This is a genomic window from Rhodococcus sp. 14-2496-1d, from assembly GCF_002259365.1.
Classification (GTDB): Bacteria; Actinomycetota; Actinomycetes; order Mycobacteriales; family Mycobacteriaceae; genus Rhodococcoides.
Genome location: NZ_NPFV01000018.1, coordinates 98,380 through 124,370, shown reverse-complemented (window position 1 = coordinate 124,370; position 25,991 = coordinate 98,380). Strand labels below are relative to the sequence as shown.

Genomic DNA, 25,991 nt, shown 5'->3' with positions numbered 1-25,991 from the left:
GAACCTCCAACGGTCGATGCGGTGAGTATGTTCCGATCACACCCGTAGTCGCGGCAGTCCCCACTCCTTACCGAGCAGCTCGTACGAACGCAACCGATCCACGTGATCGTAGGTCACCGAGGTGAGCACCAGTTCGTCCGCGCCCGTCGCCTCCTGCAACGCCTCCAACCTGTCCGTCACGGTGGCTGCGGATCCGACGAACTGGGTCTCCACCCGATCGGCGACGAGCCGATACTGCTCGTCGGTCAACGGCGTGGCACCGTCGGGATTCGGATACTCGGCGGCACCGTGTCCACTGCGAATGCTGTACACCCACTGCGGAAACGACGCTGCCAGCCCACGTGCCTGCTCGTCCGATTCCGCGACGACCACATCGGCCGACACCGCCACGTACGGCTCGGACAGATTTGCCGAGGGCACGAAGGATCGGCGATACTCGTCGATCGCGTCGAGCGTCGTGCCCGGGCTGAAGTGATAGCTGGCCGCGAAGGGCAGACCACGCGCACCTGCCTCACGCGCAGTCGGCCCCGCGCTGCTGCCGAAGAGCCACACCGACAAGCCCGCACCCGCACCCGGCCTCGCCGTCAACGGCACACCGTCCCGTTCGTAAGTCCCGGCGAGCAGCGCGGCCAGATCGTCGAGCTGACCGACGAAATCCGGTGCCTGCGCCTCGGGCTGTTGCAGCGCGGCCAGGGACGCCGAGAGCAGTGGGGTCCTACGTGGTGCAGCCTCCGCCGGTGCGGGAGGAAAGAGCCCACTGGGATCGGGCGACGACACACGCTCGGGCATTCCCCGCCCATCGCCTGCGACCGCCTCGGCTCGTCGCTGACCCGACCGACCGACCCCCAGATCGATCCTTCCCGAATACAACGCGTCGACGGTCCCGAACGATTCGACGACAGCTGCGGCCGTGGTGAATCCGAGTTGAACGGCCGCCGATCCGACGCGAATCCTGTTGGTGGCAGCAGCAATCAGGCCGATCAGCACCGCGGGCGACGAACTCGCGACCCCGACAAAGTGGTGCTCGGCCACCCAGTAGCGCTCATAGCCCCACTCCTCGGTCTGGCGTGCAAGGTCGACCGTGTTTCGCAGCGCTTGCTGGACGGTGGACCCCTCGCTGATCGGGGACAGATCGAGAACGGACAATGGAACTCGGGTCATCTCGGGTTCTTCTCCCCTGCCTCGACGGCGATGGTCAGCCTGTTCTCGGTAGGCGCAACCGGGCACGTCGCGTAGTCGGTGAACGCACACGGAAGGTTCGATGCCCGGTTGAAATCGAGAACGACGGTGCCGTCCACCGGTGCGGGCACTGCCAGGATCCGTGCAGCCGGATAGGTGGTCACCCCGCTCGTGGCGTCGGTGAACAGGACCTTCAGACCATTGCCGTTGCCACCGAAGGCAATCAGCTGCGCAGCGGCACCGGCCAACTCGAAGTCGAGAGTGCCCACGGCCGAGTGGTGATGTTCGAGTCCTTCCACCACGGCTCCGGTCGTGACGGTCACCGGAGAGTCGTACGGGGTGAACGTCCCGGTGGCAACGAACTCCTCGTCGGGCTCGTAGGCCGGGATGCCGTCGTACGACTGCAGGGTCTGCGCTTTCGGATCGTGCACCCGCAACGCGACCGAACCGGTCCGACGGATCACCTCGATACGCCGATCTCCGTCCTGCACCAGGATGCCCGGTGCGCCCTCCACCGGATTCAGCGCGGTCACGCCATCGAACCCCTCGACGGTCACCGAATCGGCGTCGGCCCTCCACCGGCCGGGAAGATCCGCGACGGTCTCGAATTCATCGGTCAGCCAATACAACCCGGTCAAGGACACCCAACCGAGGGGATCACCGTAGGACGCCTCTCGCTCGGCATGCCATTGCTTCCAGTCCTGCTCGAAATCGCTCATGATGCTCGCACTCCTTCTCGCTGTTCGTACGGATGCCGCAGACCCAGGTGCTCGCGCAAGGTGGTGCCGGTGTATTCGGTGCGGAAGCTACCGCGGTCCTGCAATTCCGGAATCACTCTGTCGACGAATTCGTCGAGGCCGGCAGGGGTGATGTGCGGGACGAGAATGAAGCCGTCGCTCGCGTTGTTCTGCACGTAACTGTCGATCTCCTCGGCCACGTGCGCAGGGGTTCCGACGAACTGCTGCCGTGTCGTCATCGCGATGATCAGTTCACGAATACTCAGGTTGTCTGCTTCGGCTCGCTCGCGATACTGCTGGGCGATGGTTCTGGGGTCGCCGTGTCTCGCACGGCCACGGGTGATCGACACATCGCCGCTGGGTTCGATGTCGGGCAGTGGCCCGTCGGGATCGTATGCGGACAGGTCCTGTCCCCACACCTGTTCGAGGAACGCGATGGCCGTCCTGCCGCTGACCTGCTGATGCCGGATGTGATCCGCCTTCTCGGCGGCGTCCTGCGCAGAATCTCCGAGCACGAACGTCGCCGCGGGCAGCACCTTCAGGTCGTCGTGATCGCGGCCGTACTTGGCGAGCCGACCCTTCACGTCGGAGTAGAACTTCTGCCCGTCCTCGAGAGTGCCGTGGATGGTGAAGATCGCGTCGGCCTTGGCGGCACCGAATTCTCGACCTTCATCGGAATCGCCCGCCTGCAACAGAACCGGATGTCCCTGCGGACTGCGCGGCAGCGTGAAGCGGCCCTCCACATCGAACTGGGGTCCGGAATGCCGGACCGTTCCGATCTCCGATTCGCGGCCGAAGACTCCACGCTCGCGATCGACGACGAACGCGTCGGACTGCCATGAGTCCCAGAACTTTCGCGCGACGTCGATGATCTCGTTGGCACGCACGTAGCGGTCGGCACGATCGAGGTAGCCGCCCCGCCGAAAATTCTCGCCCGTGAACGCGTCCGAGGACGTCACCATGTTCCACGCCGCTCTACCGTCGGACAGGTGATCCAGCGACGAGAACTGTTTGGCGAGCTCGAACGGCTCGTTGAAGGTCGTGTTGATCGTCCCGGCAAGTCCGAGCCTGCTCGTCACCGACGCAAGCGCGTTGAGGACGGTGAGCGTATCGGGTCGCCCTACTACATCGAGGTCGTGAATCTTGTTGCGGTGCTCACGCAGTCGCAGCCCTTCGGCGAGGAAGAAGAAGTCGAACAGGCCGCGTTCGGCCGATTCGGCGAGGTGTACGAACGAATCGAACTCGATCTGGCTCTTCGACTCCGGATCGGCCCAGACGGTGGTGTTGTTGACGCCCGGGAAATGGGCACCCAGATGAATCTGCTTCTTCGTCACAGGCTCTTCCCTTCGAGTGCATAGCGATTGGCCGGACGTCTCAGGCCGAGACGCTCGCGCAAGGTCGATCCGCTGCGGGTGTCCGTGGCCGGTAGTGCTGCCACTCCGGACGGCAGCGCGAGCGGTACCAGCGTGACTCCGTCCAGGCCGGCCGCCTCGACGGATCCGAGGAGCAGGTGCAAGCCCGCCAGGTCGCCGATATGCGACACGGACTCGGCGACTCTGACGTGCCCCGCCCAGTTGTCGAGCTGAGCGAGTTCTTCAGCGGCAGAATCGGATACCAGGGTCTCCACATCCAACAGAACGAACACGTCGGCCGGGTCACGGCCTTCCGCAACGACGGCCCGTCGAATACGGGCGGCAACAGTGGCCGCATCCTCGACTGTGTCGGCGGCGATGCGGACGATGTCGGCGCGCGCCGCGGCCACCGACACGGACTCCGTGGAGTCCACGCGGATCACGACGAGCGGCTGCCCCTGCGGAGACCTCGGAGTGATGGACGGGCCCTTGACCGAGAAGTTCTCACCCTCGAAGTCGATGTAGTGCAGCTTGTCTCGGTCGATGAACCGCCCCGACTCGACGTCGCGAATCTCGGCGTCGTCCTCCCAGCTGTCCCAGAGCCTGGTGACGACCTCGACTGCCTCATCCGCCTCACGCCACAGACTACTGTTGTCCTGCTCCGCTTTTCGGCCGAACAGCGCTGCCTGCTCGGCTCCCGGACTGACCTCGACCTGCCACCCGGCCCGGCCGTGGGATGCGAAATCCAGGCTCGCGATCTGCTTCGAGATGTGAAACGGCTCGGTGTGCGTGACGGTGATCGTGGGCACCAGCCCGATCTTCTCGGTGAGGGCGGCTGCCCGTGCCGCGACGGCTGCGGCCTCGAGCGTCCGACTGGCGAACGAATCGCCCAGGAAGGCGACATCGACACCTGCTCGATCTGCAGCCTGGAGCTGGTCGATCCAGAATCCTGCTGTGAACACTTCTTCGGCGCGGGAGTCGGGGCGACGCCAGGCCTGGGAATGTGCGCCGGTGCCTTTCAGCTCGATCGCGGTCAGGAACAGCGTGTCAGACACTGGTGCTCGCTTTCTCGTGCGCGCTTCCGGGGATGGCCCCGAGTAGCTCGCGGGTGTAGTCCTGCTGTGGATTGTCGAACAGTGCTGCGGTGTCGCCGTATTCCACGATGACTCCGGATTGCATCACGGCCACGGTGTCGCTGATCTGACGCACCACGGCCAGATCGTGGGAGATGAAGAGGTAGCTCAGACCCAGCTCGGACTGCAGGTCGCCCAGCAGCGTCAGAATCTGCGCCTGCACCGATACGTCGAGGGCCGAGACCGGCTCGTCGAGCACCACCAGCTCCGGCGCGAGGGCCAACGCGCGGGCGATGGCGACGCGCTGACGCTGCCCACCGGAGAGCTCGGCCGGCCGCCGGGCCAGGTAATCGCTGGTGAGTGCCACCTGATCGAGCAGCGTCCTGGCACGCTCGGAACGCTCACGCGAGGTACCGACCTTGAACGCGTCCAACGGTTCTCGCACGATCTCCCCGACGCGCAACTTCGGGTTCAGTGAGGCGTACGGGTTCTGATAGACGATCTGTACACGCCGCCGCAGTTCACGCTTGGCCTTGCCACGCAGACCCGTGATGTCCCTGCCGTCGAACGTGACCGACCCCGACGACGCGGTCTCGAGACCGATCGCGATGCGCGCCAACGTGGATTTGCCGGAACCGGATTCGCCGACGAGCGAGACCGTCCGCCCACGTTCGACGGTCAATGTGGCTCCCTTGACCGCATCGAGGTGGACGCCGCGGCCGATGGTGAAGCGTTTCGAGACGTCGCCGACCGTCAGGATCGGCTCGCCGACCGTGGGGCGCGCGGGTCGTACGGCGGTGTTCAACGAGGGCGCTGCAGCCAACAGCTGACGTGTGTACGCGTGGGTCGGGTTCGCCAGTACCTCTGCAGTGGGGCCGGATTCGACGATCCGTCCTGCGCTCATGACGATGAGGCGGTCGGCTCTGTCCGCAGCCACGCCCAAGTCGTGGGTGATCAGCAGGACCGCGGCACCGGTCTCGGCGATCCTGGTGTCGAGATGGTCCAGGATGTGACGCTGCACGGTGACGTCGAGGGCGCTGGTCGGCTCGTCGGCGATCACCAGTTCCGGGCGGCACGCGAGAGCGATCCCGATCAGTACGCGCTGACGTTGCCCACCGGACAGGTCCTGCGGATACTGCCGCGCCCGCACCTCGGGGTTGTCCAGCCCGGCTTCGGTCAGGATCCGAATCGCCTCGATCTTCGCGGAGCGGCGATCGGCCAGACCGTGCACCCGCAGCACCTCGGCAACCTGGTCGCCGATGCGAACAACCGGGTTCAGCGAGGTGGTCGGATCCTGCGGGACGAGCCCGATGTGGCGGCCGCGCAACCGGTTCAGCGTCTTGTCCGACGCCGTATCGAGCCTTTGCCCGTCGAACGTCACCGATCCGCCCACGATGCGTCCGGAACCCGAGAGCAGGCCGATGAGCGCGTGCGCAGTCGTCGTCTTTCCGGAGCCCGATTCACCGACCACGGCCACCACTTCACCGCGGTCGACAGTGAACCCGATGCCGGAGACGGCGGTCGTCTCACCGTAGTTCACGTGCAGATTCTCTACTTCGAGAATGGGGCTCATCGCGATCGCCTCTCGAGTGCATGCCCGAGGCGGTGCGCGGACACGACGACAGCCACGATCACCAATCCCGGCAATGTGGTCATCCACCATGCGGTGGCCAGGAAGTTGCGGCCCTCGGAAATCAGCGATCCCCACTCCGGGGTGGGCGGAGCAGCACCGAAACCGAGGAAGCTGAGCGCCGACACCGCGAGAACCGCCATACCGAATTCGACTGCAGCGAGAGCGATCACAGGGCCGTACGAGTTTCTGAGGATGTGCCTGCGGAAGACATCGAACCACCGCACACCCGAGGCGTACGCCGCTTCGACGTACAGCGATCTGCGCACCCGCAGTACCTCCGAGCGCATCACTCGGGCGAAGTTGGCGATCAGCGTGACTCCGACGGCGATAGCGACGTTCACGGTGCCGAAGCCCAGTGCGGTCACCAGCGCCAACGAGAGCAACAACGTCGGAATCGACAGCAGGACATCGACGATTCGCATCAGCACCGCGTCCACGATTCCGCCGACGGCGCCCGAGACCAGACCGATGATCGAGCCGACCACCAGTGCGATACCGACCGCCAACAGCGTTGCCGTCAGCGACAGTCCGGAACCGTGGACCACTCGGGTGAAGACGTCACGGCCGATGTTGTCGGTGCCGAACCAGTGCGACGCGCTGGGTGCCTGAAGCTTGTCGGCCGGCGTGCCGACCAGCGGGTCGCCGCTGGCGAACACGGACGGGAACAGCGCGAACCCGAGAGCCGACAACAGCACGATCACGGAGGCACCGAGCCAGATGTGTTTCACCACGTCTCGTAGACCTCGTCGCCGCGTTGGTATCGGTGCTGCTTCGCCTGCCTCGGGACTCGTCGAATGGACGGCAGGTTCACGAATCAGGATGTCAGACATGAGCTTTCTCCGGTTCTGCACTGGCCTGCGCGGGCCGGTATTCGCGCACGATGCGCGGATCGATCAGCGGATAGAGCAGGTCGACTGCGAGATTGACCAGGACGAAGACCAGCGAAGTGAGAACGACGATGCCCTGCACCACCGGAATGTCCTGCGCCAGCACCGACGTCTGGGTCAGACGTCCCACTCCTGCACGCGAGAAGACCGTCTCGACCACTACCGATCCGGCCAGCAGGGTGCCGACCAGGACCCCGGCAATCGTGAAGGCGGGGATCGAGGACAGTCGCAGAACGTGTCGAGTTTGCACCCGCAGGCGTGAGACCCCCTTGGCGCGAGCCACATCGACGAACGGCTGCTTCCACGTGGTGGCCATGCTGGTGGCCAGGACCTGGGCGATGACAGCGCCGGTCGGTAGAGCGAGCGTCACGGCAGGTAGCACCAACGACGCTGCGCCTGCGTCACCGAACGCCGGGAACCAGCGAAGTCGGAACGAGAACAGTTGCAGCAACAGTAGTCCCACCCAGAACGTCGGCACGGCCACCCCGAGCGGTGGGAGGGCGAGCAGCAAATTCTTCAACCAGCCGATACGGGTGTACGTGGCGGCGTAGGCCACCGCGGATCCGAACACGACGGCCAACACCAGCGCTGTCCCCGCCAGACCGAGTGTGCTCGGTACCGCGTCGAGGATGGCCGTCGTCACCGGTTGGCCGGTGGCGATCGACAATCCGAAATCACCCTGCACGGCCCCGACCAGTGAATGCCAATACTGCACCAGCACCGGCTGATCCAGGCCGTAGCGAGCCTGCAGTTCGGCGATGGCCGCAGCGTCCGCCGGCGTGCCCGATCCGGCCGAGTCGACGGCAAGACTGACCGGGTCCGAGGGAAGGAGGAAGAGAACGATGAACGAGATGGTGAAGGCGGCCCACAGCACCGCAAGTGCCTGCAGTACTCGCTGCCCGATGTAGCGGATCACGGCGCTACTGCCCGCTCAGCCAGGTGTCGAAGAACTGCAGGCGGGCCGAGGCCTCGAACTTCAGATCCTGCACCGCCGAAGCCGCGCCGACGGCCTGCGAGAGCTCGATCGTGGGGATCCACAATCCGTTGTCGAGGATCTGTTCCTGCGCGGTTGCGAGAATCTCGTTGCGCGCTGCAACGTCCGTGGCCGAGAGCTGCTCCGTCAACGATGCATCCAGATCCGGAATCGGGCCGCGCGCATTGAGGTTGCGGCCGTCGACTGCGAACGAAGTGCGCAGAATGTCGCCGTCGGCGCGGGTGCTGTTGTAGTACGTGGAGTCGTAGTCCTTGGTGCCTTGCCGCGCCGTCGCCTCCGACGTGGACACCAGCTCGAGCTGTAGGTCGACGCCGACCGCGCGCAACTGCTGCTGGGTCAGCTCCAGGATCGCCTGGTTGCCGGCGAACACGGCCGAGTACATGACCTTGAAACTCAGCTTCTGTCCGTCTTTTTCGCGTATTCCGTCAGCACCGGGAACCCAGCCCGCGGCGTCGAGGAGCGACTTCGACTTCTCGGGATCGTAGGTGACATCTGCGAGTTCGACGTAGCCCGGGGTAGCGCTGGCCAATGTGCTTGTCGCCGTTCGGAAGTCCGGTCCGAGGACCGTGTCGACGAGTTCCTGACGATTGATCGCCGGCACCAGAGCCGTCCGAACGGCGGGGTCCTGCAGCGCACCGCGAGTGACGTTGGGCTGAATGCCGAACGGAACGCCGGGGTTGGATGTCGTGAGGATCCGGCCACCGACCGCCTCGATCTGCGGCGCGTCCTGCGGCAGCGCGTCACTGACCGCGTCGAGCTGGTCGGAGGACAAACTGCCGGTGCGTACACCCGACTCTGGCACGATGGTGAATTCGATGCGGTCAAGGTACGCCTCGCCCTCGTGGCCGAATACCGCAGAGCCCCAGTTGTATCCGGTTCGCTTGGCCAAGGTGACGGAGCGGTCCTGCTGGTAGTCCGCGTAGGTGAACGGTCCCGATCCGATGTTGGTACCCAAGCACCGCGACTCGGCCGACTGCGTCGACGTCGCAGTGGACTGGATTCCCAGCTGAGGTGTCGAACTCGCCTGGAGGAACTGAGCATTGGGTGCCGAGAACTCGATGCGGACCGTGAGCGGATCGACGACCGCGGCACCCTGATATCCGGTCAGGTAGCTGGCGGCCAGTGGTGCCTTGGCGGCACCGAGGGTTCCGGTGATGGCATCGAAATTGTCCTTGACGGCGGTGGCGTCGAGCGGGGTGCCGTCGCTGAACGTCACTCCGTCTTTCAGCTGGAAGGTGAACGACCTCGCGTCGGAACTCACTTCCCAGCTCTCGGCCAACCACGGTTCGATCTCGCCGGTCTCCGGATCTTGATCGGTGAGTGAGTCGACCACCTGTCGGGTGACATAGATCGTCTGATTGGTGCCGGACTGCGCGGGGTCGGAGCAGGTCGGGGCCCCGGACAGGCCGTAGCGCAGCGTGCCGCCCGGCTGGGCCGGGCCGGCATCGGCATTCGAGGTGGTGGCGCTACCGGCGCACCCGGCGAGCAGTGTGGCGGTGGCGGCGATTACTCCGGCCACCAAAAGAACAGGGCGAGTGGACACGTGGGTGTCTCCGGTATCTGGTCGATCGCACACGAACTCCCGCGTCCGAGCCACGTGTGCCCAGGAAGGAGGTCGTGCAGATGGTGAGGTGTGGTGTCGAAAAGTACGGTGCCGAAATGTCAGCTAAGACAGGTCGAACCGTTCAGACGGCACAGATCGACATGAATCCGACGGCAACCGTCGACGAAACCTGAGGCGACTCGGGTGTTCACGTAAATTCCTCCATCGGTCCCGGCGGTAGCACCCTCACCCGACAAGCGGGGGGTTGCTGCGACGTCATAGAGCCAGGTCTCTCGGTCGCTCTGGATGGTCCTACGCCTCCGATACTACGAGAGGGTCGTCGCAGTTGCCAACCGGGGTAGGAATTGCGCACGACGTGGGACTCGGAATGGACGGCGGCCGGAATCACCCCAACAGTCAGACGGCAACGGTCAATTCAGCGTCTTCGCTGCCTATAGGTTCCGAATCGATGCGTTGCTCTGACCTGTTCGATTCGTGATCGCACACGCGTCGCACCCAGTAGCCGATTGTTTCGTCGGCCGCGGCGAACCGATCCAATACATCCACACACAGCCAAGTTGCGACCGAGAAATCCTGCTCCGCAGCATCCAGCCCGATCAGCGTCAACTCGTCGGCCACAGCAAGTAGCGCGTGGTCGACTTCGGAACCTGTCCGTCCGAGCCACGCCAACGCACGCCGCAGCAGCATCCAGTCGGATGCGAACACACGCTCGGTCGCCGATTGTCTGCACAGTTCCGCCGTCGCAGTGAGAGTATCGACGACCGGTATGGACACTGCGCCGTCCAATTCGGCGAGCAGCCCTCTATCGGAGTCGATCAAGTCGGCCATATACCGCCAACCGGTGGGGAGGTCGACGTCCTCGGACCACAATTCCGTCGTGCCGAATTGGAGTCGGGTGACCAATTCTCTCGGCGAACTGCACGAAGCGAAAAAGCGAAACGCGTCGTTCATCTCGATCATCCCCATTGGGTCACACGAAGCTGACGGACACCGGCTCGACACACGAGTGGCGGAGTTACTGACACGCAGCACGATCGTCACCGAAACCAGCGCCGCTGCTGTGGTCGTTACGTCGGCCTTGACCGTTATTGAACGCCGTGACCAGCGCTGGCGCGACTCGGCGTTACGCAGAATCGACAACGTCACACTATCGATCCATCTGTTATGCGCCACATACCGATTCCAGGTTGGCGATTCTGCTCGATCCGACCGTCTCGCAGCGCGCTCTGACGGAGAACGTGTGTTCGAAAGTGTGTCGGTGGGTCGCGATAGATTCTGTGCATGCTTTCGGGGGACGGCGGATCAGGGGTGGACGGCATCGAGACGGTGCCGCCCGCCCCCGAGGTGTCCGATCCCGAACTGTCTGCGCTGGTCGACCGTGTGGAATCCGCGGTCGCGGAGTTGGCCGGGCAGGCGTCGGTGTCGTGGTCGAACGCGGACCGGCGCGCGGTGGTTCAGCGAATGGAAACGGCGACCAGGTCGCTGACGGCGCACTCGTACACCTGGCTCAACGAGCTGATCTCTCAGCACGGGCTCGATGTGTATCCGGGATCGGTGCCGTCGTCGGTGGCGTGGATGCTGCGGATCACCCCGCAAGCAGCCGGAGCTCGGGTGCGTCTGGCTGCCGAATTGGGTGACCGCACCGCCTTCTCCGGTGAAGTGCTGCCGCCGTTGCTGCCGCACACTGCTGCTGCGTTGCGGGCGGGGTTGCTCGATGCCAAGCACGTGCAGATGATCCGCGAGTTCTTCCGCCATCTGCCCCGGGATGTCGATCCGCAGACGCGCGAGCTCGCCGACGAACAACTGGCGGGCTACGCCTCGACCAGGCGACCCGACGATTTCGCACCGTTGGTGGCGCACCTGGATTCGATCCTCAATCCCGACGGCGACCACGACGAAGACGAAGACGAGGACGAAGACGAGGGGAAGCCACCGAAACCACCGAAACGCAGGGATGCGTTCTTCTACCTCGGTGAGCAGGGTGCCGACGGAATGTCGGAAGGAAAATTCTGCGTCGACCCCGAGCTACGGGCCTACCTCGAAGCCTTGTTCTCCAAAGCCGCGAAACCCGGAGTGAACAACCCCGCAGACCCGACATCGGTCGTGCACGACGAGACCGACAGCACTTGCGGCGGCAAGGACAGCACGAGCCCCGGGGCTGCGAGCGACGGTGCGCGTCCTGATCCTGCAGCAGCCGAACCGGATTCGCCCACATCCGGTGGTGTCTGCGATGCCGACACCCCACCGCTACCGGAGCCGGACGACCGTTCGACGAGCGATCAGGGACTGTGGAGCGATGCGGGACTGTGGAACGACGGTTCATTCGACGGCGACGATCCCTGCGACGGTGACGGCCGGTGCGGTGACGGCCTCGACTGTGGTTGCGGCACAGGGCCCGACGACACAGTCGAACCCGACGACACAGCCGATGCCGATACAGACGGCGACGGCGACGGCGACGAAGCGCTGGGTAAGGCTGCAGCACGGGACGCTGCCGCCGCGCGGGATATCCGCACCCAACGCGAACGCCAACACGACGCCCTCAAACTCGCGCTCCGACACACCCTGGCCTGCGGGACACTCGGCACCCACCGCGGCCTACCCGTCACCGCCATCGTCACCATGACCCTCAAAGACCTCGAAGCCGGCTGCGGCTACGCCATGACCGCCACCGGATCACGGGTGTCGATCCGCGACGCGATCCGCATGGCCTCCCACGCCCACCACTACCTGACCATCTTCGACGACCACGGCCGAGCCCTCTACCTCGGCCGCTCGAAACGCATCGCCTCCGCCGACCAACGCATCGTGCTCATCGCCCGCGACCGCGGCTGCAGCTTCCCCTCCTGCACCCGCCCCGCAACCTGGTGCCAAGCCCACCACCTCACCGACTGGAACACCGGCGGCTACACCGACATCGACTCCCTCACCTTCGGCTGCGACATGCACCACGCACTCGTCGGCACCGGACCCGGCAAGTGGGCCACCACCAAAACCGGAGCCCGACATCGCTACCCGGGCCGCACCCTGTGGCACCCACCCACCGGAATGGACCCCACACGCCGAGGCCTGATCAACCACGCCCACCACCCAGAAGAAGTCCTCTACCCACCCGACAACCACAACCACAACCACAACCACAACGACACCGGCGACGAAGAACCACGACAACCCGCGTGACGATCCGTACCAGCATCAGGGCACAGCCCTGCCTCGAGGACACCGCTCTGCTTCTGCACAACCTGCTACCGACACAGCAGTCCACACACGGGGTGATTCGCGGTTGCGTCCGATGCGGAACAGGTCTTCGATGAGTGCAGCGACCACCGGAGAGGCAGGACATGCCGTACGACGAGCTACTCGCAGACCGCGTCCGCGCCACTCTCGCCGATGAAGCGAATCTGCGCGAGCAGAAGATGTTCGGCGGTCTGGCGTTTATGGTGCGCGAGAAAATGGTGGTGTGCGTCGGGACCGGAACCCGCGCTCTGCTGGTTCGTGTCGACGGTGTGCGCGAACCCGAATATCTCCAGCGGGAGGGAGCACACCACGCCGTGATGGGTCGAGACCGGTCGATGGGCCAAGGGTGGATCACCGTCGACGCAAACTCGCTGAACAGCGAAAAGGCACTGGAATTCTGGGTCGCCGCAGCGCTCGCGTACAACGCGAGCCGAGCCGGCTGATCACTGCAACGGGCTCATTCGAGACTCTTCTCGAAGGGATGTGATCCGACAGTCCTGGACGGCAGGCTCCGGTCGTACAGTGGGGTGTATCCGGCTGACAAGTACAGCGCCACAGCCTCGGGCTGGTTCCAGCCGGTCGTCAGATACACGCGGCGATATCCGCGCTCACGTGCGCTGCGTTCCAGCTCGGCAACGACACGCTTGCCGAATCCCCTGCCGCGGTGCTCTTTCGAGGTCCAGATACGTTTGAGCTCAGCGGTATCCGAGTCGTACTGCCGGTACGCACCTCCCGCCACAGGAACGCCGTCGGACAATGCTATGACCAGCACACCGCCCGGCGGGGCGAATTCCTGCGCGGGATACGACTTCAATTCTTGGTACTGAACGCCGGGACTACGGCCGTACCTGGACGCGTACTCGTTCGCCAGCTCCTGCAGCAGAGGCGCCGCGAGTGGATCGTTCTGATCGACTTCGACGAAGGTAAGCCGCCCTGGACCGGCATCGCCAGTGAGGGTGTTCAGGTCGAACGTTGCGCTCATGTGCTTCCTGTCTCGTCTATCCGTCGACCAGATCTGCGACCAGTTCCCCGACCGCAGGGGCGAACTTGAATCCGTGGCCCGAGAATCCCGCAGCGACAACGGTGTTGCCTGTGCGTCCGATGGCGAAGTTGGAATCGGGCGTACTGGTGTACAGACACGTCAGCGGGTCGGCCGTATCGGCGTTCACTCCCGGGAGCCAGTTGCGTGCGTACGCGATCAGGCGATCGACTCCCGCTGGTTCGGGCACGAAGTCGCGGGTGTTCGGATCGACGACCGGTCCCGTGGCGTGTTCGCCGATCTTGATGCCGTCGAGTGAGGACAAGCCGTAGATGCCGGCCGTATCCAGAAGTGCACCGGGATGATGAATGAAGCTCGGCCACTCCACGTCCGGGCACAACGGTACGAAATGTGCCGGCTGTTCCTGGGTGGTGACCAAAGGCGGAATCACTCCCTGCGGCACGAACTCGGATGTCCACGCTCCTGTAGCGAGGACGACCACGTCGGCCACGTAGGTGCGAGTGTCCGTCACCACGTCGGAGCCGGCGAGCTCGCGCACCGGCGTCTCGTATTCGACGATCGCACCGCGCGATCGAGCTGCTGCCGTTGCCGCGGCGACGCTGCGATCGGCGTGCAGTCGCCCGGCCTCGGCATGGAACAGCACAGTGGTGTCGAATCGAAGTCCGGTCCACCGCCGCTGCGCAGCAACCGGTTCGAGAACCTCGAACTCGAGCCCGGCTCGCTTCAGTGCGTCGATCCTCGGATTCACCGTCGCCGGATCTCCATGATCCACAGCCCCTGTGATGTCCAACAAGCCGGTGTCGGTAGCGGTTTCGAGATCTCGCCAGAGCGTGTGCGCCCGAGCGGCCAGTGATACGTAGTGGTCGTCGGCGTAGGCATGCCGAAAGATTCGCGAACTGCCGTGCGAGGCACCGTTCTTGTGTCCCGGACCGAATTGCTCGAGCACGGTGACGTCGCGCCCGCGTTCGGCGATCTGCCACGCCGACGACGCTCCGACGATGCCGCCGCCGACTACCACTACTTTCACCGTGTACCTACGCTGCGGGCTTGCGAGGCAGCCCGGGCGGATTGATGACGGACTCGGACACGGCCTCGGACTGGAGGCCCCACCGATCGATGACCCGCTGGTAGCTGCCGTCGTCGATGGCATGTTGCAGTGCCTCGTGGATGGCCTCGATGAGACCGTTGTCCTTCTTGGTCAGGACCGCAATCTCGCCCTGCAACGCATCGCCGGCCCCGGAGAACGTCCCGACGACCTTCGATTCCCCACTGGTTGCCGCGTGGTAGACGGCAGAGGGGTTGGGGCCGAGATAGCCGTCGATTCGCTTCGATCCCAGCGCCAGGTAGTAATCGGACGTGTTCTGGTAGTAGGCGAGCTCTGCCGGTGCGAGACCTTCGGCCACGTTGGCCTCGTTCCAGTCCACCAGCAGCTGCTCCTGGTTGGTGCCGGAGCCGACGCCGATCTTCTTGCCTGCGATGTCCTGACGCTTCTCGACCTTCCAGTCGGTGTCCTTCTGGGTCTCGAAGGCGAGGTTGTCGAGACGGTACGTGGCGAAGTCGTACTTGTCCTTGCGCTCCTCGGTGACCGTGACGTTGGAGATGAACACGTCGTTCTCACCGGAGTCGATCTTGACGAAGTTCTGCGACCAGTCGGCAACCTGCAGATCGACGTCCAGCCCGAGAATGTCGCCGACGAGGTAGGAGAAGTCGACCTCTGATCCGACGATGGTGGTGTCGTCGGTGGCGTAGAAGCGCAGTGGCGGCGCAGTTCCGCCCGAGCCGGTGACGATCAGGGTTCCTCGGTCCCGAATGGCCTGTGGCACTTTCGCTGCGATCTCGTCGACCTTGTCGACCCGGACTCGTTCGGTCTGCTCGGGCGAGAGGTCGAAGCTTTGTCCCTGCTCGGTGACGACCTGCGACTCGGCCGCGGGTTCGCTGCAGGCGGTCGCAGTGAGCGCCACGATAGCCAATGCTGCGGCCATGACCGTCAGCCTGCGTGATGGTTTCGACATGGGTGTTGTCCGTCTTTCGCTGAAGTGAGGTGGTTTACAGAACGTGGGAGAGGAAAGCTTTGGTCCGCTCGTGCTGCGGCGAATCGAGAAGTGTTGCAGGAGGTCCTTGTTCGACGATCACACCGGAATCCATGAACACGACGGTGTCGGCGATCTCGCGGGCGAAGCCCACCTCGTGCGTGACGATCACCAGAGTGGCACCGTCGCGGGCGAGTCCACGGATGACTTCGAGCACCTCGCCCACGAGCTCCGGATCGAGTGCCGAGGTGGGCTCGTCGAACAGAATCACTTTGGGGCGTAGCGCCAGTGCCCTCGCAATGGCCACTCGCTGCTGCTGGCCACCGGAGAGCCGACGAGGGTAGTCGTGCGCTTTTGCGGCGACACCGACCCGCTCGAGCAATGCCAGTGCCTCGGGCTCGACGTCCGCACGCTTGCGCTTCTGCGCCGAGATCGGTGCCTCGATGACGTTCTCGAGCACCGTCAGGTGAGGAAAGAGGTTGAAGTTCTGGAATACGAAACCGATCTGCGAACGCTGGCGCAGGATGTCGCGATTGCTGAGCTCGTGCAGCTTCGAACCTTTGCGCCGGTATCCCACCAGGTCTCCGTCGACGCGAACGGTGCCCTGGTCGACCTTCTCGAGGTGGTTGAGGGCACGGAGCAGCGTGGACTTACCGGATCCGGACGGGCCGATGATCACGGTGACCTCTCCGGGGCGAACGGTCAGGTCCACACCCTTCAGAACTTCGAGGGCACCGTAGGACTTGTGCACCCCGCGCACTTCGACGGCGTACTTCGTTTCCGATCTGGACGTGCCGGCATCGAGCGTGGTCATCGTGTTGCTCCTCGCGGGGCCAGGGTGATCTCGGCCAGTTTCTTCCGTAGCTTCTGAATCGGCGTGAGCTCGATGGTGCGGACGGCCCCCTTGGCGTAGTGCCGTTCCACGTAGTACTGCACCACCGACAGAATCGAGGTGAGAATGATGTACCAGACGGTGGCCACCATCAGCAGCGGTACTACTCGGCCGCTTCGGCCGTAGATGACCTGAACCTGATAGAACAGCTCGGCGATGGCCATGACGGAGACGATCGAGGTGCCCTTGAACAGGCTGATCACCTCGTTGGCGGCGTTGGGGAGAATGCCTCGCATCGCCTGTGGGAGGACGATCTTGAAGAACTCTCGGCGCTTCGGAATACCCAGTGCTGCAGATGCTTCCAGCTGCCCCTGGTCCACCGAGATGATTCCGGCGCGGACGATCTCGGCGGAGTATGCAGCCTGATGCAGGGCCAGTCCGATGATCGCAGCTGTCGAGCCACTGATGACGTTGTTGACGTCGAACTCGAAGAAGCTGGGACCGAACGGAATCCCCAGCGACAGGGTCTGATACAGGTACGCAATGTTGAACCAGAACAACAGCTGCACGATCAGTGGAATGGATCGAAACGCCCAGATGTAGAACCACGAGATCATCTGCAGGACGGGATTGTTCGACAGCCTTGCCACCGCTAGGGCGATGCCGAGGGCAAAGCCGATCAGGGTCCCCCAGAACGTGAGCTGGATGGTGAGCCACAGAGCCGAGAGCACCGATTTCGCCGTGAAGTACTGAGCGAAAGTGCCCCAGTCCCATCCCGCATTGGTGGCCAACCCGTGCAGGAACTGAGCGACCACGACCAGGGTGGCGACGCTGATGACCCAACGCCACGGATGCCACTTCCTGGCGACGACGAGTTGCTCGTCCGGCAGTTCTGCGGTGTCGCTCGAAACGGTGGATGTCGGCGAGGTCTGTAGTTGCGTCACCGGAGCCGCCGGTGCGGATGGGCAGCGATCATCGCTGTGGTGCCTTTCGAAAGGGTGGACTGTGAGTACGCGAATCGGTCAGGCGGGCGTACGGATACAGGTGTTCATCAGCAGTTCCTCCATCGGTCCTGGCGGTAGCACCCACACGCCCGAGGGCGGGGTTGCTGCGACGTCGTAGAGCCAAGGTCTCTCGGTCGCTCTGGATGGTGACAGGAATGTATAGAACGTCAGATTGAAAAGTCAAGTGCGCGTAGTCTTTCGGGTTGAAATCACGATGATTTCAACCCTTGCCACGTTTCCGAACTGCCCGGTGTCAGCTGAAGGCGCCCCGGTATCGGACAGCCGGATGCGACGCGGGCAGTCTGTCCCGGCCGGTGAGTTTGGCTCGGACGGTGCCCCGGCCGTACTCCCGTTGCGCCAGCCCGCGTTGCCGAAGAACCGGCATCAGATGATCGATGAATTCCAGGTAGCTGCCCGGGATCGTCGAGTTGATGACGTTGATCCCGTCGACGCCGGCGTCGCGCCACTGTTCGAGACGATCGGCGATGGACTCCGGCGTTCCCACCACCCGCCCGCTCCGAGTCCGCATGTGCGCCAGATCCCGAACGGTGGGTTCTCGATCGGTGATCGCCTCGCGGAGCCACGCCAACGTGCTCTGCGAGCCTTGTCCCTGCACCTGACCGATCGGGGTGTCCAGGTCGTAGGAGCCCAGATCTATGCCGATCCCACCCGCAGCGTGCGCGATCATCGCCTCGTCGTCGACGTATTCGTCCAACTCCGCTTCTCTGCGTCGAGCTTCGCTCTCGGTACTACCGATGACGAACGACAGACCCTGGAAGAATTCGAGGTCCCCGGGGGACCTCCCTGCCTCGACGACCAGACGGCGCGTGTCGGCGATGAGCGAGCGCGCGGCCTCGGGTGTGGGAGAGGCGATGAACTGGGCCTCGGCGTTGCGCGCAGCGAAGCGTCGGCCCGTCGGCGACGATCCGGCCTGGAACAACAGTGGTGTCCGCTGCGGAGACGGAGCCACGAGATGCGGGCCCTCGACGCTGTAGCGCGCACCGACGTGATCGATCTTGTGCACCTTCGAGAAATCACCGTGTCGACCGGATGCTTTGTCCTGCAACAGAGCTCCGTCGTCCCACGACCCCTCCCACAGCTTGTACACGACGTCGACGTACTCGTCCGCCCAGGCGTATCGATCCTCGTGCAGAGCCAGATCTCCGTAGCCGAAGTTGCGCCAGGCGTTGGGTGACAGGCTCGTGACGATGTTCCAGGCGATACGGCCGTTGGACGCATGATCGAGCGTGGACATCTTCCGCGCGAAGTTGAACGGATGCTCCTGCAGAATCGACGAGGTCAAGGCGATCCCGAGATGCTCTGTCGCGTAAGCGATCGCCGACGCGATCACGGTGGGATCGTTGCTGGGAATCTGCAAACCGGACTCGACGAACTTCTCCCACGAACCTCGATGGTCGTCGTACAGCCCCACGACATCGGCAAAGAACACGAAATCGAACTTGCCTCGCTCGAGTTGTTTCGCCAACGACACCCAATGCTCCAACGAGGAGAAATCGGACTGCTCCGCTTCCGGCTTGCGCCACGCACCGTGCACGATATGAGAGGTGGTGTTCATGACGAATGCGGAGAACCTGAGCGGCCGAGTCATATCTGCACCTTGCCACGAATTCGCACCACCCGGCGAAGCTGCAACACTCCGCAGCCGTCGGCAACGCACCGACCGCAGCCCCTCGAATCAGCCTGATTTCAATCATTGCGTCGCACCATCGACCCGGCGAGCCTTTTCGGTAGCGAATCGTTCTGTGCGGGCCGGGTCTCGCGCAGCGTCGACGAAAGGAATGGGTCGCCACGATGCCGAACAGCTCTGCCACGTCGAAGAACACCGCAATCGCCATGACCGAACGCAGAATCTCCTCCACCACCGAATCCTGGGATTGGCAGGTCGACGCACTGTGCCGAGGACAGGACTCGGACATCTTCTTCTCCCCGTCCGGCGAAGGCCGCTCGGCTCGCCGCGCACGGGAGGACCGCGCGAAGCAGGTGTGCGCGGGCTGCGGGGTCATCGACGAGTGCCGACGATTCGCACTGGCCGCCAACGAACCGTTCGGAGTCTGGGGCGGAACGACAGCCCGGGAGCGACAACAGCACCGAGCCAACTCCCGGCGTGCGGAGGAACTGCAGGCGAGTTAGTACCGTAGTCGCGCCTTCGGTGCGACCGCCGTAGTTCACAATGGGTGGGTGAGCGAAACCGAGAAGCCTCAGCAGTGGACGTACCTGATGGACATGGACGGCGTGCTCGTCCACGAGGATCACCTGATCCCCGGTGCCGACACGTTCCTCGCCGAGCTGCAGGCCAACGAGATTCCGTTCATCGTGCTGACCAACAATTCGATTCGCACCCCCCGTGACCTGCGCGCGCGTCTCGCATTCACCGGTCTGGACATTCCGGAGAAGTCGATCTGGACCTCCGCCCTCGCCACCGCGACATTCCTGGGCAATCAGCGGCCCGGTGGTAGCGCCTACGTCGTCGGCGAGTCGGGTCTGACCACCGCCCTACACGACATCGGCTACACCCTCACCGACTCCAGCCCCGATTACGTGGTGCTCGGCGAGACCCGGACGTACTCGTTCGAGGCCATCACCACCGCCATTCGTCTCGTCGAGAGGGGTTCGCGCTTCATCGCAACCAACCCCGATGCCACCGGCCCGTCCCGCGAGGGGTCACTGCCCGCCACCGGTTCGGTGGCCGCGCTGATCACCAAGGCCACCGGTAAGGAGCCGTACTACGTCGGCAAGCCCAACGCGTTGATGATGCGGTCGGCCCTGCGCGCGATCGGCGGACATTCCGAGAACACGCTGATGATCGGCGACCGGATGGACACCGACGTGCTCTCGGGCCTGGAAGCCGGACTGCAGACCATCCTGGTCCTCACCGGGATCTCGACGGTCCAGTCCGTCGAGCAGTACCCGTACCGGCCGACCAAAGTTCTCGATTCCGTCGCAGACCTGGTGGGCCGCACGCAGAACCCGTTCTGATGACTCTCGAATTCGTTCTGTCCCGCCATGATCACCACGTCGTCGGGCTGGGTGTCCGGCACACGTTTCCCGATATCGCCGACGCAGTCGCTGCGGTGCGGGACGGCCGAAATGTCGTCGGCGCAATCCCTTTCGACATGTCCGACGCCACCGCCCTGATCGAGCCGGAGCAGTTCTACCGCCTCGACGGACCCTGGTCGACGGTCGATGCTCAACCGCCGTTGCCCGAGGTGACCGTCGCACGACAGATTCCCGATCCCGACGTGCACGTGCAGCGAGTGCGGGATGTCGTCGAGCAGCTGAAAGCCGGTGTGGCCGAGAAGATCGTCCTCGCGCGGGCCATCGAGGTGACCGCGGATTCCCCGATCGACGCTGCCTCGGTGCTCAGCGCTCTGGTCTCACGCGATCCGATGGGCAACGGCTTCCTGGCGGACCTGTCCCCCGCCACGCATCGGGGTAGGCACATCGTCGGCGCGAGCCCGGAACTGTTGGTTCGCAAGCGCGGCAACATCGTCACCTGCCATCCGTTCGCCGGCACGGCCGCACGATCGACCGACCCCGACGAGGAAGCGCGCATCTCCGCGGCGTTGGCGGCCAGTGCGAAGGATCAGGCCGAACATCGCTTCGTCGTCGACGAGATCCGGGCTGCGTTGACGCCGTTCTGCGAGACGCTGGAGGTGCCCGAGTCGCCACAGCTCAGCAGTACTCCGCAGCTGTGGCACCTGTCGACGCCGATCGTCGGCACCTTGGCCGACCCCGAGACCTCGGCGCTCGACCTCGCGCTGGCACTGCACCCCACCGCTGCAGTCGCCGGTGTCCCCCGCGCGGCAGCGATGGCGGCGATCGCAGACGTCGAAGGCTCCCGCGGCTTCTACGCCGGAGCGGTCGGCTGGACCGACGGCAGCGGCGACGGCGAGTGGATGGTGACGATCCGCTGTATCGAGCTCTCGGCAGACGGACGGTCAGGAACGGCCACGGCAGGTGGGGGCATCGTCGCCGATTCCGACCCCGACGCCGAGCTGGACGAGACCACGGCCAAGTTCCGCACCGTTCTCAGCGTGTTCGAGCACTGACGTCCACCCGTACACCGCTACCAATCGATCGTGGTGTCGAGATCCTGGTGTCGAGATCCTGGCATTGAGATCACGGTGAATCGAACTGTGTACATCCACGATCGACAGTGGTCAGCTTGTTGAATTACGCACTGCGCCGGTGTGATTCGGGCAGTCTTCGACCAGCGAAAGGTATCGACATGTCGGTGGACACTCTTGCCGAGAATACGACAGCTCTGCGTGCGATCAAGATCGGCGGCAACCTCGGTGCCCGCATCGAGGGTGTGCGACTCGGCGGCGATCTCGATGCCGACACTGTCGAGTTCGTTCGTCGGGCTCTGCTCGAGCACAAGGTCATCTTCTTCGGCGGCCAGCACCATCTCGACGACGAAAGCCAGTATGCGTTCGCCGAATTGCTCGGGTCGCCGACCACCCCGCACCCGACGGTGACCTCCCGTGGCACCAGGACACTGGCCATCGACTCCGAATACGGCAAGGCCAACAGCTGGCATTCGGATGTGACCTTCGTCGACCGCATCCCGAAGGCCTCGATCCTGCGTGCGGTCAGCCTCCCGGAATACGGCGGGAACACCACCTGGGCCTCACAGACCGCCGCCTACGCTCAGCTGCCGGATTCACTGAAGGCGTTGGTGGACAACCTCTGGGCCACGCACTCGAACAACTACGACTACTCGGCGACCGCTGCAGAGAAGATCAGGAACGACAAGACCGAGGAGTACCGAAAGGAGTTCCAGTCCACATACTTCGAGACCGAACACCCAGTCGTCCGCGTACACCCCGAGACCGGCGAGAAGACTCTGCTACTCGGTCACTTCGTGAAGAACTTCATCGGATTGTCGACCAAGGAGTCGCATACGCTGTTCGATCTCCTACAGAATCGAGTGACCAAGCTGGAGAACACTGTTCGCTGGACCTGGAGCCTCGGCGACGTGGCCATCTGGGACAACCGTGCCACCCAGCACTACGCCGTCGCCGACTGGGACGATCAGTACCGCCGCCTCGAACGCATCACCTTGGCCGGCGACGTGCCGGTACACCCGAACGGTGAGAGAAGCCGAGTGGTTGCAGGCGATGCCGCGCACTACTCCCTCATCGACAAACCGGTACCGGTGACACTCTGACCCAGCTACTTCAGCGCCTGATCCAGATCCCCGATCAGATCCTCGGTGTCCTCCAGACCGATCGAGATGCGTACGACGCCGTCGGTGATGCCCACTGCTGCACGGCCTTCCGGCCCCATCGCGCGGTGCGTGGTGGTCGCCGGATGCGTGATCAGCGTCTTCGAGTCGCCGAGGTTGTTGGAGATGTCGACGATGCGCAAGGCGTCGAGCACCTCGAAAGCACGCTTCTTGCCCTCGCCCTCGGGAGCGTCGAGCTCGAACGTCACGACGGTACCGCCGCCCGACATCTGCGACTTCGCCAGCTCGTACTGCGGATGCGACTGCAGGAAAGGATATTTGACCCATCTGACCGCCGGATGGCCTTCGAGGAACTCGGCGATCTGCAGCGCCGATTTCACCGAATGCCGCACCCGCACCGGCATCGTCTCCAAGCCCTTGAGCAATGTCCAGGCGTTGAACGGGCTCAGCGCCGGGCCGGTGTGCCGCATCAGAGTCTGCACCGGTCCTTCGATGTACTCCTTCGAGCCGAGGATGGCACCGCCGAGAACCCGCCCCTGGCCGTCGATGTGCTTGGTACCCGAGTACACGACCACGTCGGCACCGAGTTCGAGGCTGCGCTGCAGCAGCGGCGTTGCGAACACATTGTCCAGCACCACCGTTGCGCCGGCCGCATGAGCCAGCTCGGAGACGCGCCTGACATCGACCAACGACTGCATCGGATTGGACGGGGTCTCGAAGAACACCGCCGTGGTCGGCACCGACAGCGCCTGCTCCCACTGCTCGAGGTCTTCGCCGTCGACAAAGACGGTCTCTACTCCCCACCGCGGCAGAATCTCGTTGCACACCACGAAGCACGATCCGAAAAGACTACGCGCAGCGACCAATCGGTCACCGGCCTTCAGCAATGCACCCAACGCGGTGAACACCGCGGACATCCCGCTCGAGGTTCCGAAGCATGCCTCGGCACCCTCGATCAGCCGCAACCGTTCCTCGAACATCTTGACCGTCGGGTTGCCGTAGCGCGAGTACACGAAATGATCGATTTCACCGGTGAACGCCTGCTCGGCCGCACCGGCACTCTCGTACACGAAACCCGAAGAGAGATAGAGGGCTTCGGCGTTCTCGTCGAAGCCGGATCGCATCAGGCCGCCGCGCACTCCCAGCGTTCCCTGACCCACGCCCTCGGGCAAGGGCTTGTCGAATCCGCCGCCTTTGGGAAGGTTCGTCACGACTGCCTCCAAGGCAACCCGACCGCACGCCAACCCGTGGCTCCGCGGTGGCCGTCGGCGTCGGTGGCACCTTCGAAGCCGTCGAGCACGTTGTAGGACGGACCGATGCCTGCTGCCGTCGCGGCCTCGGCGGCTCCGATGGATCGCTGACCGGAGCGGCACAGGAACACCACCGGTCGATCGCCGTCCACGCCTGCGGCTTTGAGATCGTCGACGAAGTTGGCGTTCCGGGCACCGTCGGGGAAGCTGACCCACTCGATCAGGTGCGTCGGGCGGTCGATGCCGGAGGTGTCCGGCACTCCGACGTACTGCCACTCGGCGCGCGTACGAACGTCCACGAGCACGGCCTCGGGGTTGTTCTGCAACAACTCCCAGGCAGCTTCCGGGGTTATGTCACCTGCGTAGGTCACTGGATCAGCCTTCCGTCACTTGCCGTTACGTCACACATACCGAGATCAGACATTGCACACCAGCCACTTGTCGTCGACGCGGAGGAACTTCCACACGTCGTCGGTCTGCGCTCCGGATTTCTCTTCCTTCAGCGGAACCGTGACCATTCCGCGGTCGCCGTTGACCTGATAGTCGGAGGGCACCCCGTCGATGGACGTCTTGCCGTTCCGCTCGACCTCGCCTGCTCGATCGGTTCGGTACTGCGCATCGTCGCCCGGAACGAGGCGCTCGACCTGATCGAAGCAGGTGTTCTGGCGCAGCAAGTCTGCGTCGCCGGTGTTCTGTGCCTCGAGGAATCCGTCGACGGCGTCGGTGAGCAACTGGGCCTGCGTCACGTTGTCCTCGGCAGGTGCGAACTTCGAGGCCGCGAAGATGCCGACCAGCAACACCACGACGACGCCGACGGCGAGGATGAACGGCCACGCGTTGGGCGGACGCTGCTCGCCGGAGTCGGCAGCCGCCTTGGACGCGTTGTTGCGCGCTTCCTCACGACTGTCGACCCACTGCTGCCTACGTTCACTCCACGACGCCATGCGGCCAATCTTCCTCGATCCGACGGGCCGGGCACTAGCGGGGTCCGACGGGAATGTCTCCTCGCAACGTGATGCGGTGCATCTTGCGGTGCTCGGTGCCGTAGTCGCGATTGGCATAGTGCGAGGTGCTGCGGTTGTCCCACAGCACCAGATCGCCCAACCGCCAGCGGTGCCGCACGATGTGTTCGGGCTTGGTCAGGTGCGCGTACAGCAGGTCCAGGATTCCGCGACTCTCGGCCTCCGACACCCCCACGATGTGGGAGGTGAAACCTGGATTGACGAACAGCCCCTTGCGGCCGGTTTCCGGATGGACCCGCACGACCGGATGTTCGACGGGGACCAGCGCGGTGACTTCCTTGCCGTCCCACACGTTGCCTTTTCCGCCGCGCTTCTGCGCGAGGTAGTAGCCGAACTCGCGGTTGCCGTCGTGCATTGCCGTGAGGCCGTCGATCATTCGGCGGACCGGTGCGGACAGCGATTCGTAGGCGAGCTGACTGTCGGCCCAGTTGGTGTCGCCACCGTGCGGCGGTAGGACGACGGGACGCAGGATCGAGCCCATCGGCGGGCGTTCCATGAACGTGACGTCGGTGTGCCAGACGTCGGCGAATCCGTTGTCCTGGCTGTCGAGGGCGTAGACCTCGGGGGCGACGTGACCGCTGTCGTGCACCGGGTGACCTGCGGTGAGGTCACCGAGCCTGCGGCCGAAATCGATGTGGCCCGCGTCGTCGAGCGTCTGCCCACGCAGCACGAGAACCTTGTGTTCGACGAGGGCTCGTCGCACGGCGTGAATCTGGCTGTCCGACGCCGACGCGACGTCGAGGCCGATGACCTCGGCACCGAAGCTCGGGCCGAGCTTGTCGAGAGTGAGAGTTGCGGTCTGTTCCAGAGTGGTCATGTGTCCTCGAATCCGTGCACGGCCGAGCGCTGATCTTCGGCAACGCTGCCGTCGAGAGAGGGGTCCCGTCCTGCTGGAGGAGGGGAAGGGGCGTCGGGTCTTGTCACCGACAACACATGTTGGTGCAGGTACGACAGAAGTCGACGGTGAACCGTCGGACCAGGTATGTCG

Annotated in this window: 25 protein-coding genes and 2 riboswitches; of the genes, 6 read left to right on the top strand and 19 right to left on the bottom strand. The window is 64.3% G+C overall.

Annotation, left to right across the window (positions count from 1 at the left end):
* Positions 1-36: 36 nt before the first annotated feature.
* From CH296_RS14095 to CH296_RS14055, 9 genes are all read right to left on the bottom strand, one after another.
* The gene (locus tag CH296_RS14095; RefSeq protein ID WP_094685053.1) at positions 37-1,161 is read right to left on the bottom strand and encodes an LLM class flavin-dependent oxidoreductase; all 1,125 of its coding nucleotides are present in this window, start codon (positions 1,159-1,161) and stop codon (positions 37-39) included.
* On the bottom strand, positions 1,158-1,898 hold the full coding sequence (locus CH296_RS14090) for a DUF1684 domain-containing protein (protein WP_094630938.1): 741 nt from the start codon (positions 1,896-1,898) through the stop codon (positions 1,158-1,160). The genes CH296_RS14095 and CH296_RS14090 overlap by 4 nt, the downstream gene beginning before the upstream one ends.
* Positions 1,895-3,250, bottom strand: coding sequence for an NtaA/DmoA family FMN-dependent monooxygenase (locus CH296_RS14085; RefSeq protein WP_094646795.1), 1,356 nt, complete (start codon positions 3,248-3,250; stop codon positions 1,895-1,897). Before CH296_RS14085 ends, CH296_RS14090 begins: the two co-directional genes overlap by 4 nt.
* Entirely contained in the window at positions 3,247-4,323 is a 1,077-nt protein-coding gene (locus CH296_RS14080; RefSeq protein WP_094630942.1) for an LLM class flavin-dependent oxidoreductase, read from the bottom strand. Before CH296_RS14080 ends, CH296_RS14085 begins: the two co-directional genes overlap by 4 nt.
* The gene (locus CH296_RS14075; RefSeq protein ID WP_094685052.1) at positions 4,316-5,914 is read right to left on the bottom strand and encodes an ABC transporter ATP-binding protein; all 1,599 of its coding nucleotides are present in this window, start codon (positions 5,912-5,914) and stop codon (positions 4,316-4,318) included. The genes CH296_RS14080 and CH296_RS14075 overlap by 8 nt, the downstream gene beginning before the upstream one ends.
* Positions 5,911-6,804: an ABC transporter permease gene (locus CH296_RS14070; RefSeq protein ID WP_094685051.1), complete on the bottom strand. Its 894-nt coding sequence runs from the start codon at positions 6,802-6,804 to the stop codon at positions 5,911-5,913. The genes CH296_RS14075 and CH296_RS14070 overlap by 4 nt, the downstream gene beginning before the upstream one ends.
* Positions 6,797-7,777: an ABC transporter permease gene (locus CH296_RS14065; protein WP_094630946.1), complete on the bottom strand. Its 981-nt coding sequence runs from the start codon at positions 7,775-7,777 to the stop codon at positions 6,797-6,799. The genes CH296_RS14070 and CH296_RS14065 overlap by 8 nt, the downstream gene beginning before the upstream one ends.
* A gap of 4 nt (positions 7,778-7,781) precedes the next feature.
* Positions 7,782-9,398, bottom strand: coding sequence for an ABC transporter substrate-binding protein (locus tag CH296_RS14060; RefSeq protein WP_094685050.1), 1,617 nt, complete (start codon positions 9,396-9,398; stop codon positions 7,782-7,784).
* Between the two features lie 219 nt (positions 9,399-9,617).
* Positions 9,618-9,711: riboswitch (SAM riboswitch) on the bottom strand.
* Between the two features lie 104 nt (positions 9,712-9,815).
* Complete coding sequence (locus tag CH296_RS14055; RefSeq protein WP_143546363.1) at positions 9,816-10,379, bottom strand: hypothetical protein; 564 nt, start codon at positions 10,377-10,379, stop codon at positions 9,816-9,818.
* 321 nt (positions 10,380-10,700) lie between these two features.
* Here CH296_RS14055 and CH296_RS14050 point away from each other — a divergent pair, with 321 nt between their 5' ends.
* Both CH296_RS14050 and CH296_RS14045 read left to right on the top strand, forming a co-directional pair.
* Positions 10,701-12,599, top strand: a complete 1,899-nt coding sequence (locus CH296_RS14050; protein WP_094685048.1) for an HNH endonuclease signature motif containing protein — start codon at positions 10,701-10,703, stop codon at positions 12,597-12,599.
* A 161-nt stretch (positions 12,600-12,760) separates the two neighbouring features.
* Positions 12,761-13,099, top strand: coding sequence for a TfoX/Sxy family protein (locus CH296_RS14045; RefSeq protein WP_094685047.1), 339 nt, complete (start codon positions 12,761-12,763; stop codon positions 13,097-13,099).
* 14 nt (positions 13,100-13,113) lie between these two features.
* Here the strand turns inward: CH296_RS14045 and CH296_RS14040 are convergent, their stop codons facing one another.
* The 6 genes from CH296_RS14040 to CH296_RS14015 form a co-directional block, all read right to left on the bottom strand.
* Positions 13,114-13,638 carry a GNAT family N-acetyltransferase gene (locus CH296_RS14040; RefSeq protein WP_094685046.1) on the bottom strand — a complete coding sequence of 175 codons (525 nt, stop codon included), beginning with the start codon at positions 13,636-13,638 and terminating at the stop codon, positions 13,114-13,116.
* A 16-nt stretch (positions 13,639-13,654) separates the two neighbouring features.
* Positions 13,655-14,683, bottom strand: coding sequence for an FAD-dependent oxidoreductase (locus tag CH296_RS14035; RefSeq protein WP_094685045.1), 1,029 nt, complete (start codon positions 14,681-14,683; stop codon positions 13,655-13,657).
* Positions 14,684-14,690: 7 nt separating this feature from the next.
* Entirely contained in the window at positions 14,691-15,668 is a 978-nt protein-coding gene (locus CH296_RS14030) for an ABC transporter substrate-binding protein (protein WP_094685044.1), read from the bottom strand.
* A gap of 34 nt (positions 15,669-15,702) precedes the next feature.
* Entirely contained in the window at positions 15,703-16,500 is a 798-nt protein-coding gene (locus CH296_RS14025) for an amino acid ABC transporter ATP-binding protein (RefSeq protein WP_094646783.1), read from the bottom strand.
* The gene (locus CH296_RS14020) at positions 16,497-17,462 is read right to left on the bottom strand and encodes an amino acid ABC transporter permease (RefSeq protein ID WP_373557282.1); all 966 of its coding nucleotides are present in this window, start codon (positions 17,460-17,462) and stop codon (positions 16,497-16,499) included. The genes CH296_RS14025 and CH296_RS14020 overlap by 4 nt, the downstream gene beginning before the upstream one ends.
* Positions 17,463-17,578: 116 nt before the next feature.
* Positions 17,579-17,672, bottom strand: a riboswitch (SAM riboswitch).
* Between the two features lie 103 nt (positions 17,673-17,775).
* Positions 17,776-19,131: an LLM class flavin-dependent oxidoreductase gene (locus tag CH296_RS14015; protein WP_094685043.1), complete on the bottom strand. Its 1,356-nt coding sequence runs from the start codon at positions 19,129-19,131 to the stop codon at positions 17,776-17,778.
* A gap of 203 nt (positions 19,132-19,334) precedes the next feature.
* On the opposite strand from CH296_RS14015, the gene CH296_RS14010 reads away from it, so the two are divergent.
* The 4 genes from CH296_RS14010 to CH296_RS13995 all read left to right on the top strand — a co-directional run bounded on the left by CH296_RS14010 (position 19,335) and on the right by CH296_RS13995 (position 22,713).
* Entirely contained in the window at positions 19,335-19,673 is a 339-nt protein-coding gene (locus tag CH296_RS14010) for a WhiB family transcriptional regulator (protein WP_306436981.1), read from the top strand.
* Between the two features lie 87 nt (positions 19,674-19,760).
* A complete protein-coding gene (locus tag CH296_RS14005; RefSeq protein ID WP_094631006.1) occupies positions 19,761-20,519 on the top strand; it encodes an HAD-IIA family hydrolase in 759 nt (252 codons plus the stop codon).
* Positions 20,519-21,592 (top strand): isochorismate synthase MenF, encoded by a 1,074-nt coding sequence (locus tag CH296_RS14000; RefSeq protein ID WP_094685042.1) that lies wholly within the window; start codon positions 20,519-20,521, stop codon positions 21,590-21,592. Before CH296_RS14005 ends, CH296_RS14000 begins: the two co-directional genes overlap by 1 nt.
* Positions 21,593-21,771: 179 nt before the next feature.
* On the top strand, positions 21,772-22,713 hold the full coding sequence (locus CH296_RS13995) for a TauD/TfdA family dioxygenase (RefSeq protein WP_176459343.1): 942 nt from the start codon (positions 21,772-21,774) through the stop codon (positions 22,711-22,713).
* 5 nt (positions 22,714-22,718) lie between these two features.
* Here the strand turns inward: CH296_RS13995 and CH296_RS13990 are convergent, their stop codons facing one another.
* The 4 genes from CH296_RS13990 to CH296_RS13975 are packed head-to-tail and all read right to left on the bottom strand — an operon-like array spanning position 22,719 to position 25,820.
* Positions 22,719-23,942 carry an O-succinylhomoserine sulfhydrylase gene (locus CH296_RS13990; RefSeq protein ID WP_032397133.1) on the bottom strand — a complete coding sequence of 408 codons (1,224 nt, stop codon included), beginning with the start codon at positions 23,940-23,942 and terminating at the stop codon, positions 22,719-22,721.
* Positions 23,939-24,352, bottom strand: a complete 414-nt coding sequence (locus CH296_RS13985) for a rhodanese-like domain-containing protein (protein ID WP_032397134.1) — start codon at positions 24,350-24,352, stop codon at positions 23,939-23,941. Before CH296_RS13985 ends, CH296_RS13990 begins: the two co-directional genes overlap by 4 nt.
* 45 nt (positions 24,353-24,397) lie before the next feature.
* Positions 24,398-24,925 (bottom strand): hypothetical protein, encoded by a 528-nt coding sequence (locus tag CH296_RS13980; RefSeq protein ID WP_094630957.1) that lies wholly within the window; start codon positions 24,923-24,925, stop codon positions 24,398-24,400.
* Positions 24,926-24,959: 34 nt separating this feature from the next.
* On the bottom strand, positions 24,960-25,820 hold the full coding sequence (locus CH296_RS13975; protein ID WP_094659539.1) for a TauD/TfdA family dioxygenase: 861 nt from the start codon (positions 25,818-25,820) through the stop codon (positions 24,960-24,962).
* Positions 25,821-25,991 lie beyond the last annotated feature (171 nt).

Coding starts and splice junctions, on each gene's coding strand:
- CH296_RS14095 (WP_094685053.1), bottom strand. CDS start 1,161: ATGACCCGAGTTCCATTGTCCGTTCTCGATCTGTCCCCGATCAGCGAG.
- CH296_RS14090 (WP_094630938.1), bottom strand. CDS start 1,898: ATGAGCGATTTCGAGCAGGACTGGAAGCAATGGCATGCCGAGCGAGAG.
- CH296_RS14075 (WP_094685052.1), bottom strand. CDS start 5,914: ATGAGCCCCATTCTCGAAGTAGAGAATCTGCACGTGAACTACGGTGAG.
- CH296_RS14070 (WP_094685051.1), bottom strand. CDS start 6,804: ATGTCTGACATCCTGATTCGTGAACCTGCCGTCCATTCGACGAGTCCC.
- CH296_RS14055 (WP_143546363.1), bottom strand. CDS start 10,379: ATGATCGAGATGAACGACGCGTTTCGCTTTTTCGCTTCGTGCAGTTCG.
- CH296_RS14050 (WP_094685048.1), top strand. CDS start 10,701: ATGCTTTCGGGGGACGGCGGATCAGGGGTGGACGGCATCGAGACGGTG.
- CH296_RS14045 (WP_094685047.1), top strand. CDS start 12,761: ATGCCGTACGACGAGCTACTCGCAGACCGCGTCCGCGCCACTCTCGCC.
- CH296_RS14040 (WP_094685046.1), bottom strand. CDS start 13,638: ATGAGCGCAACGTTCGACCTGAACACCCTCACTGGCGATGCCGGTCCA.
- CH296_RS14030 (WP_094685044.1), bottom strand. CDS start 15,668: ATGTCGAAACCATCACGCAGGCTGACGGTCATGGCCGCAGCATTGGCT.
- CH296_RS14025 (WP_094646783.1), bottom strand. CDS start 16,500: ATGACCACGCTCGATGCCGGCACGTCCAGATCGGAAACGAAGTACGCC.
- CH296_RS14015 (WP_094685043.1), bottom strand. CDS start 19,131: ATGACTCGGCCGCTCAGGTTCTCCGCATTCGTCATGAACACCACCTCT.
- CH296_RS14010 (WP_306436981.1), top strand. CDS start 19,335: ATGCCGAACAGCTCTGCCACGTCGAAGAACACCGCAATCGCCATGACC.
- CH296_RS14005 (WP_094631006.1), top strand. CDS start 19,761: ATGGACATGGACGGCGTGCTCGTCCACGAGGATCACCTGATCCCCGGT.
- CH296_RS14000 (WP_094685042.1), top strand. CDS start 20,519: ATGACTCTCGAATTCGTTCTGTCCCGCCATGATCACCACGTCGTCGGG.
- CH296_RS13995 (WP_176459343.1), top strand. CDS start 21,772: ATGTCGGTGGACACTCTTGCCGAGAATACGACAGCTCTGCGTGCGATC.
- CH296_RS13980 (WP_094630957.1), bottom strand. CDS start 24,925: ATGGCGTCGTGGAGTGAACGTAGGCAGCAGTGGGTCGACAGTCGTGAG.
- CH296_RS13975 (WP_094659539.1), bottom strand. CDS start 25,820: ATGACCACTCTGGAACAGACCGCAACTCTCACTCTCGACAAGCTCGGC.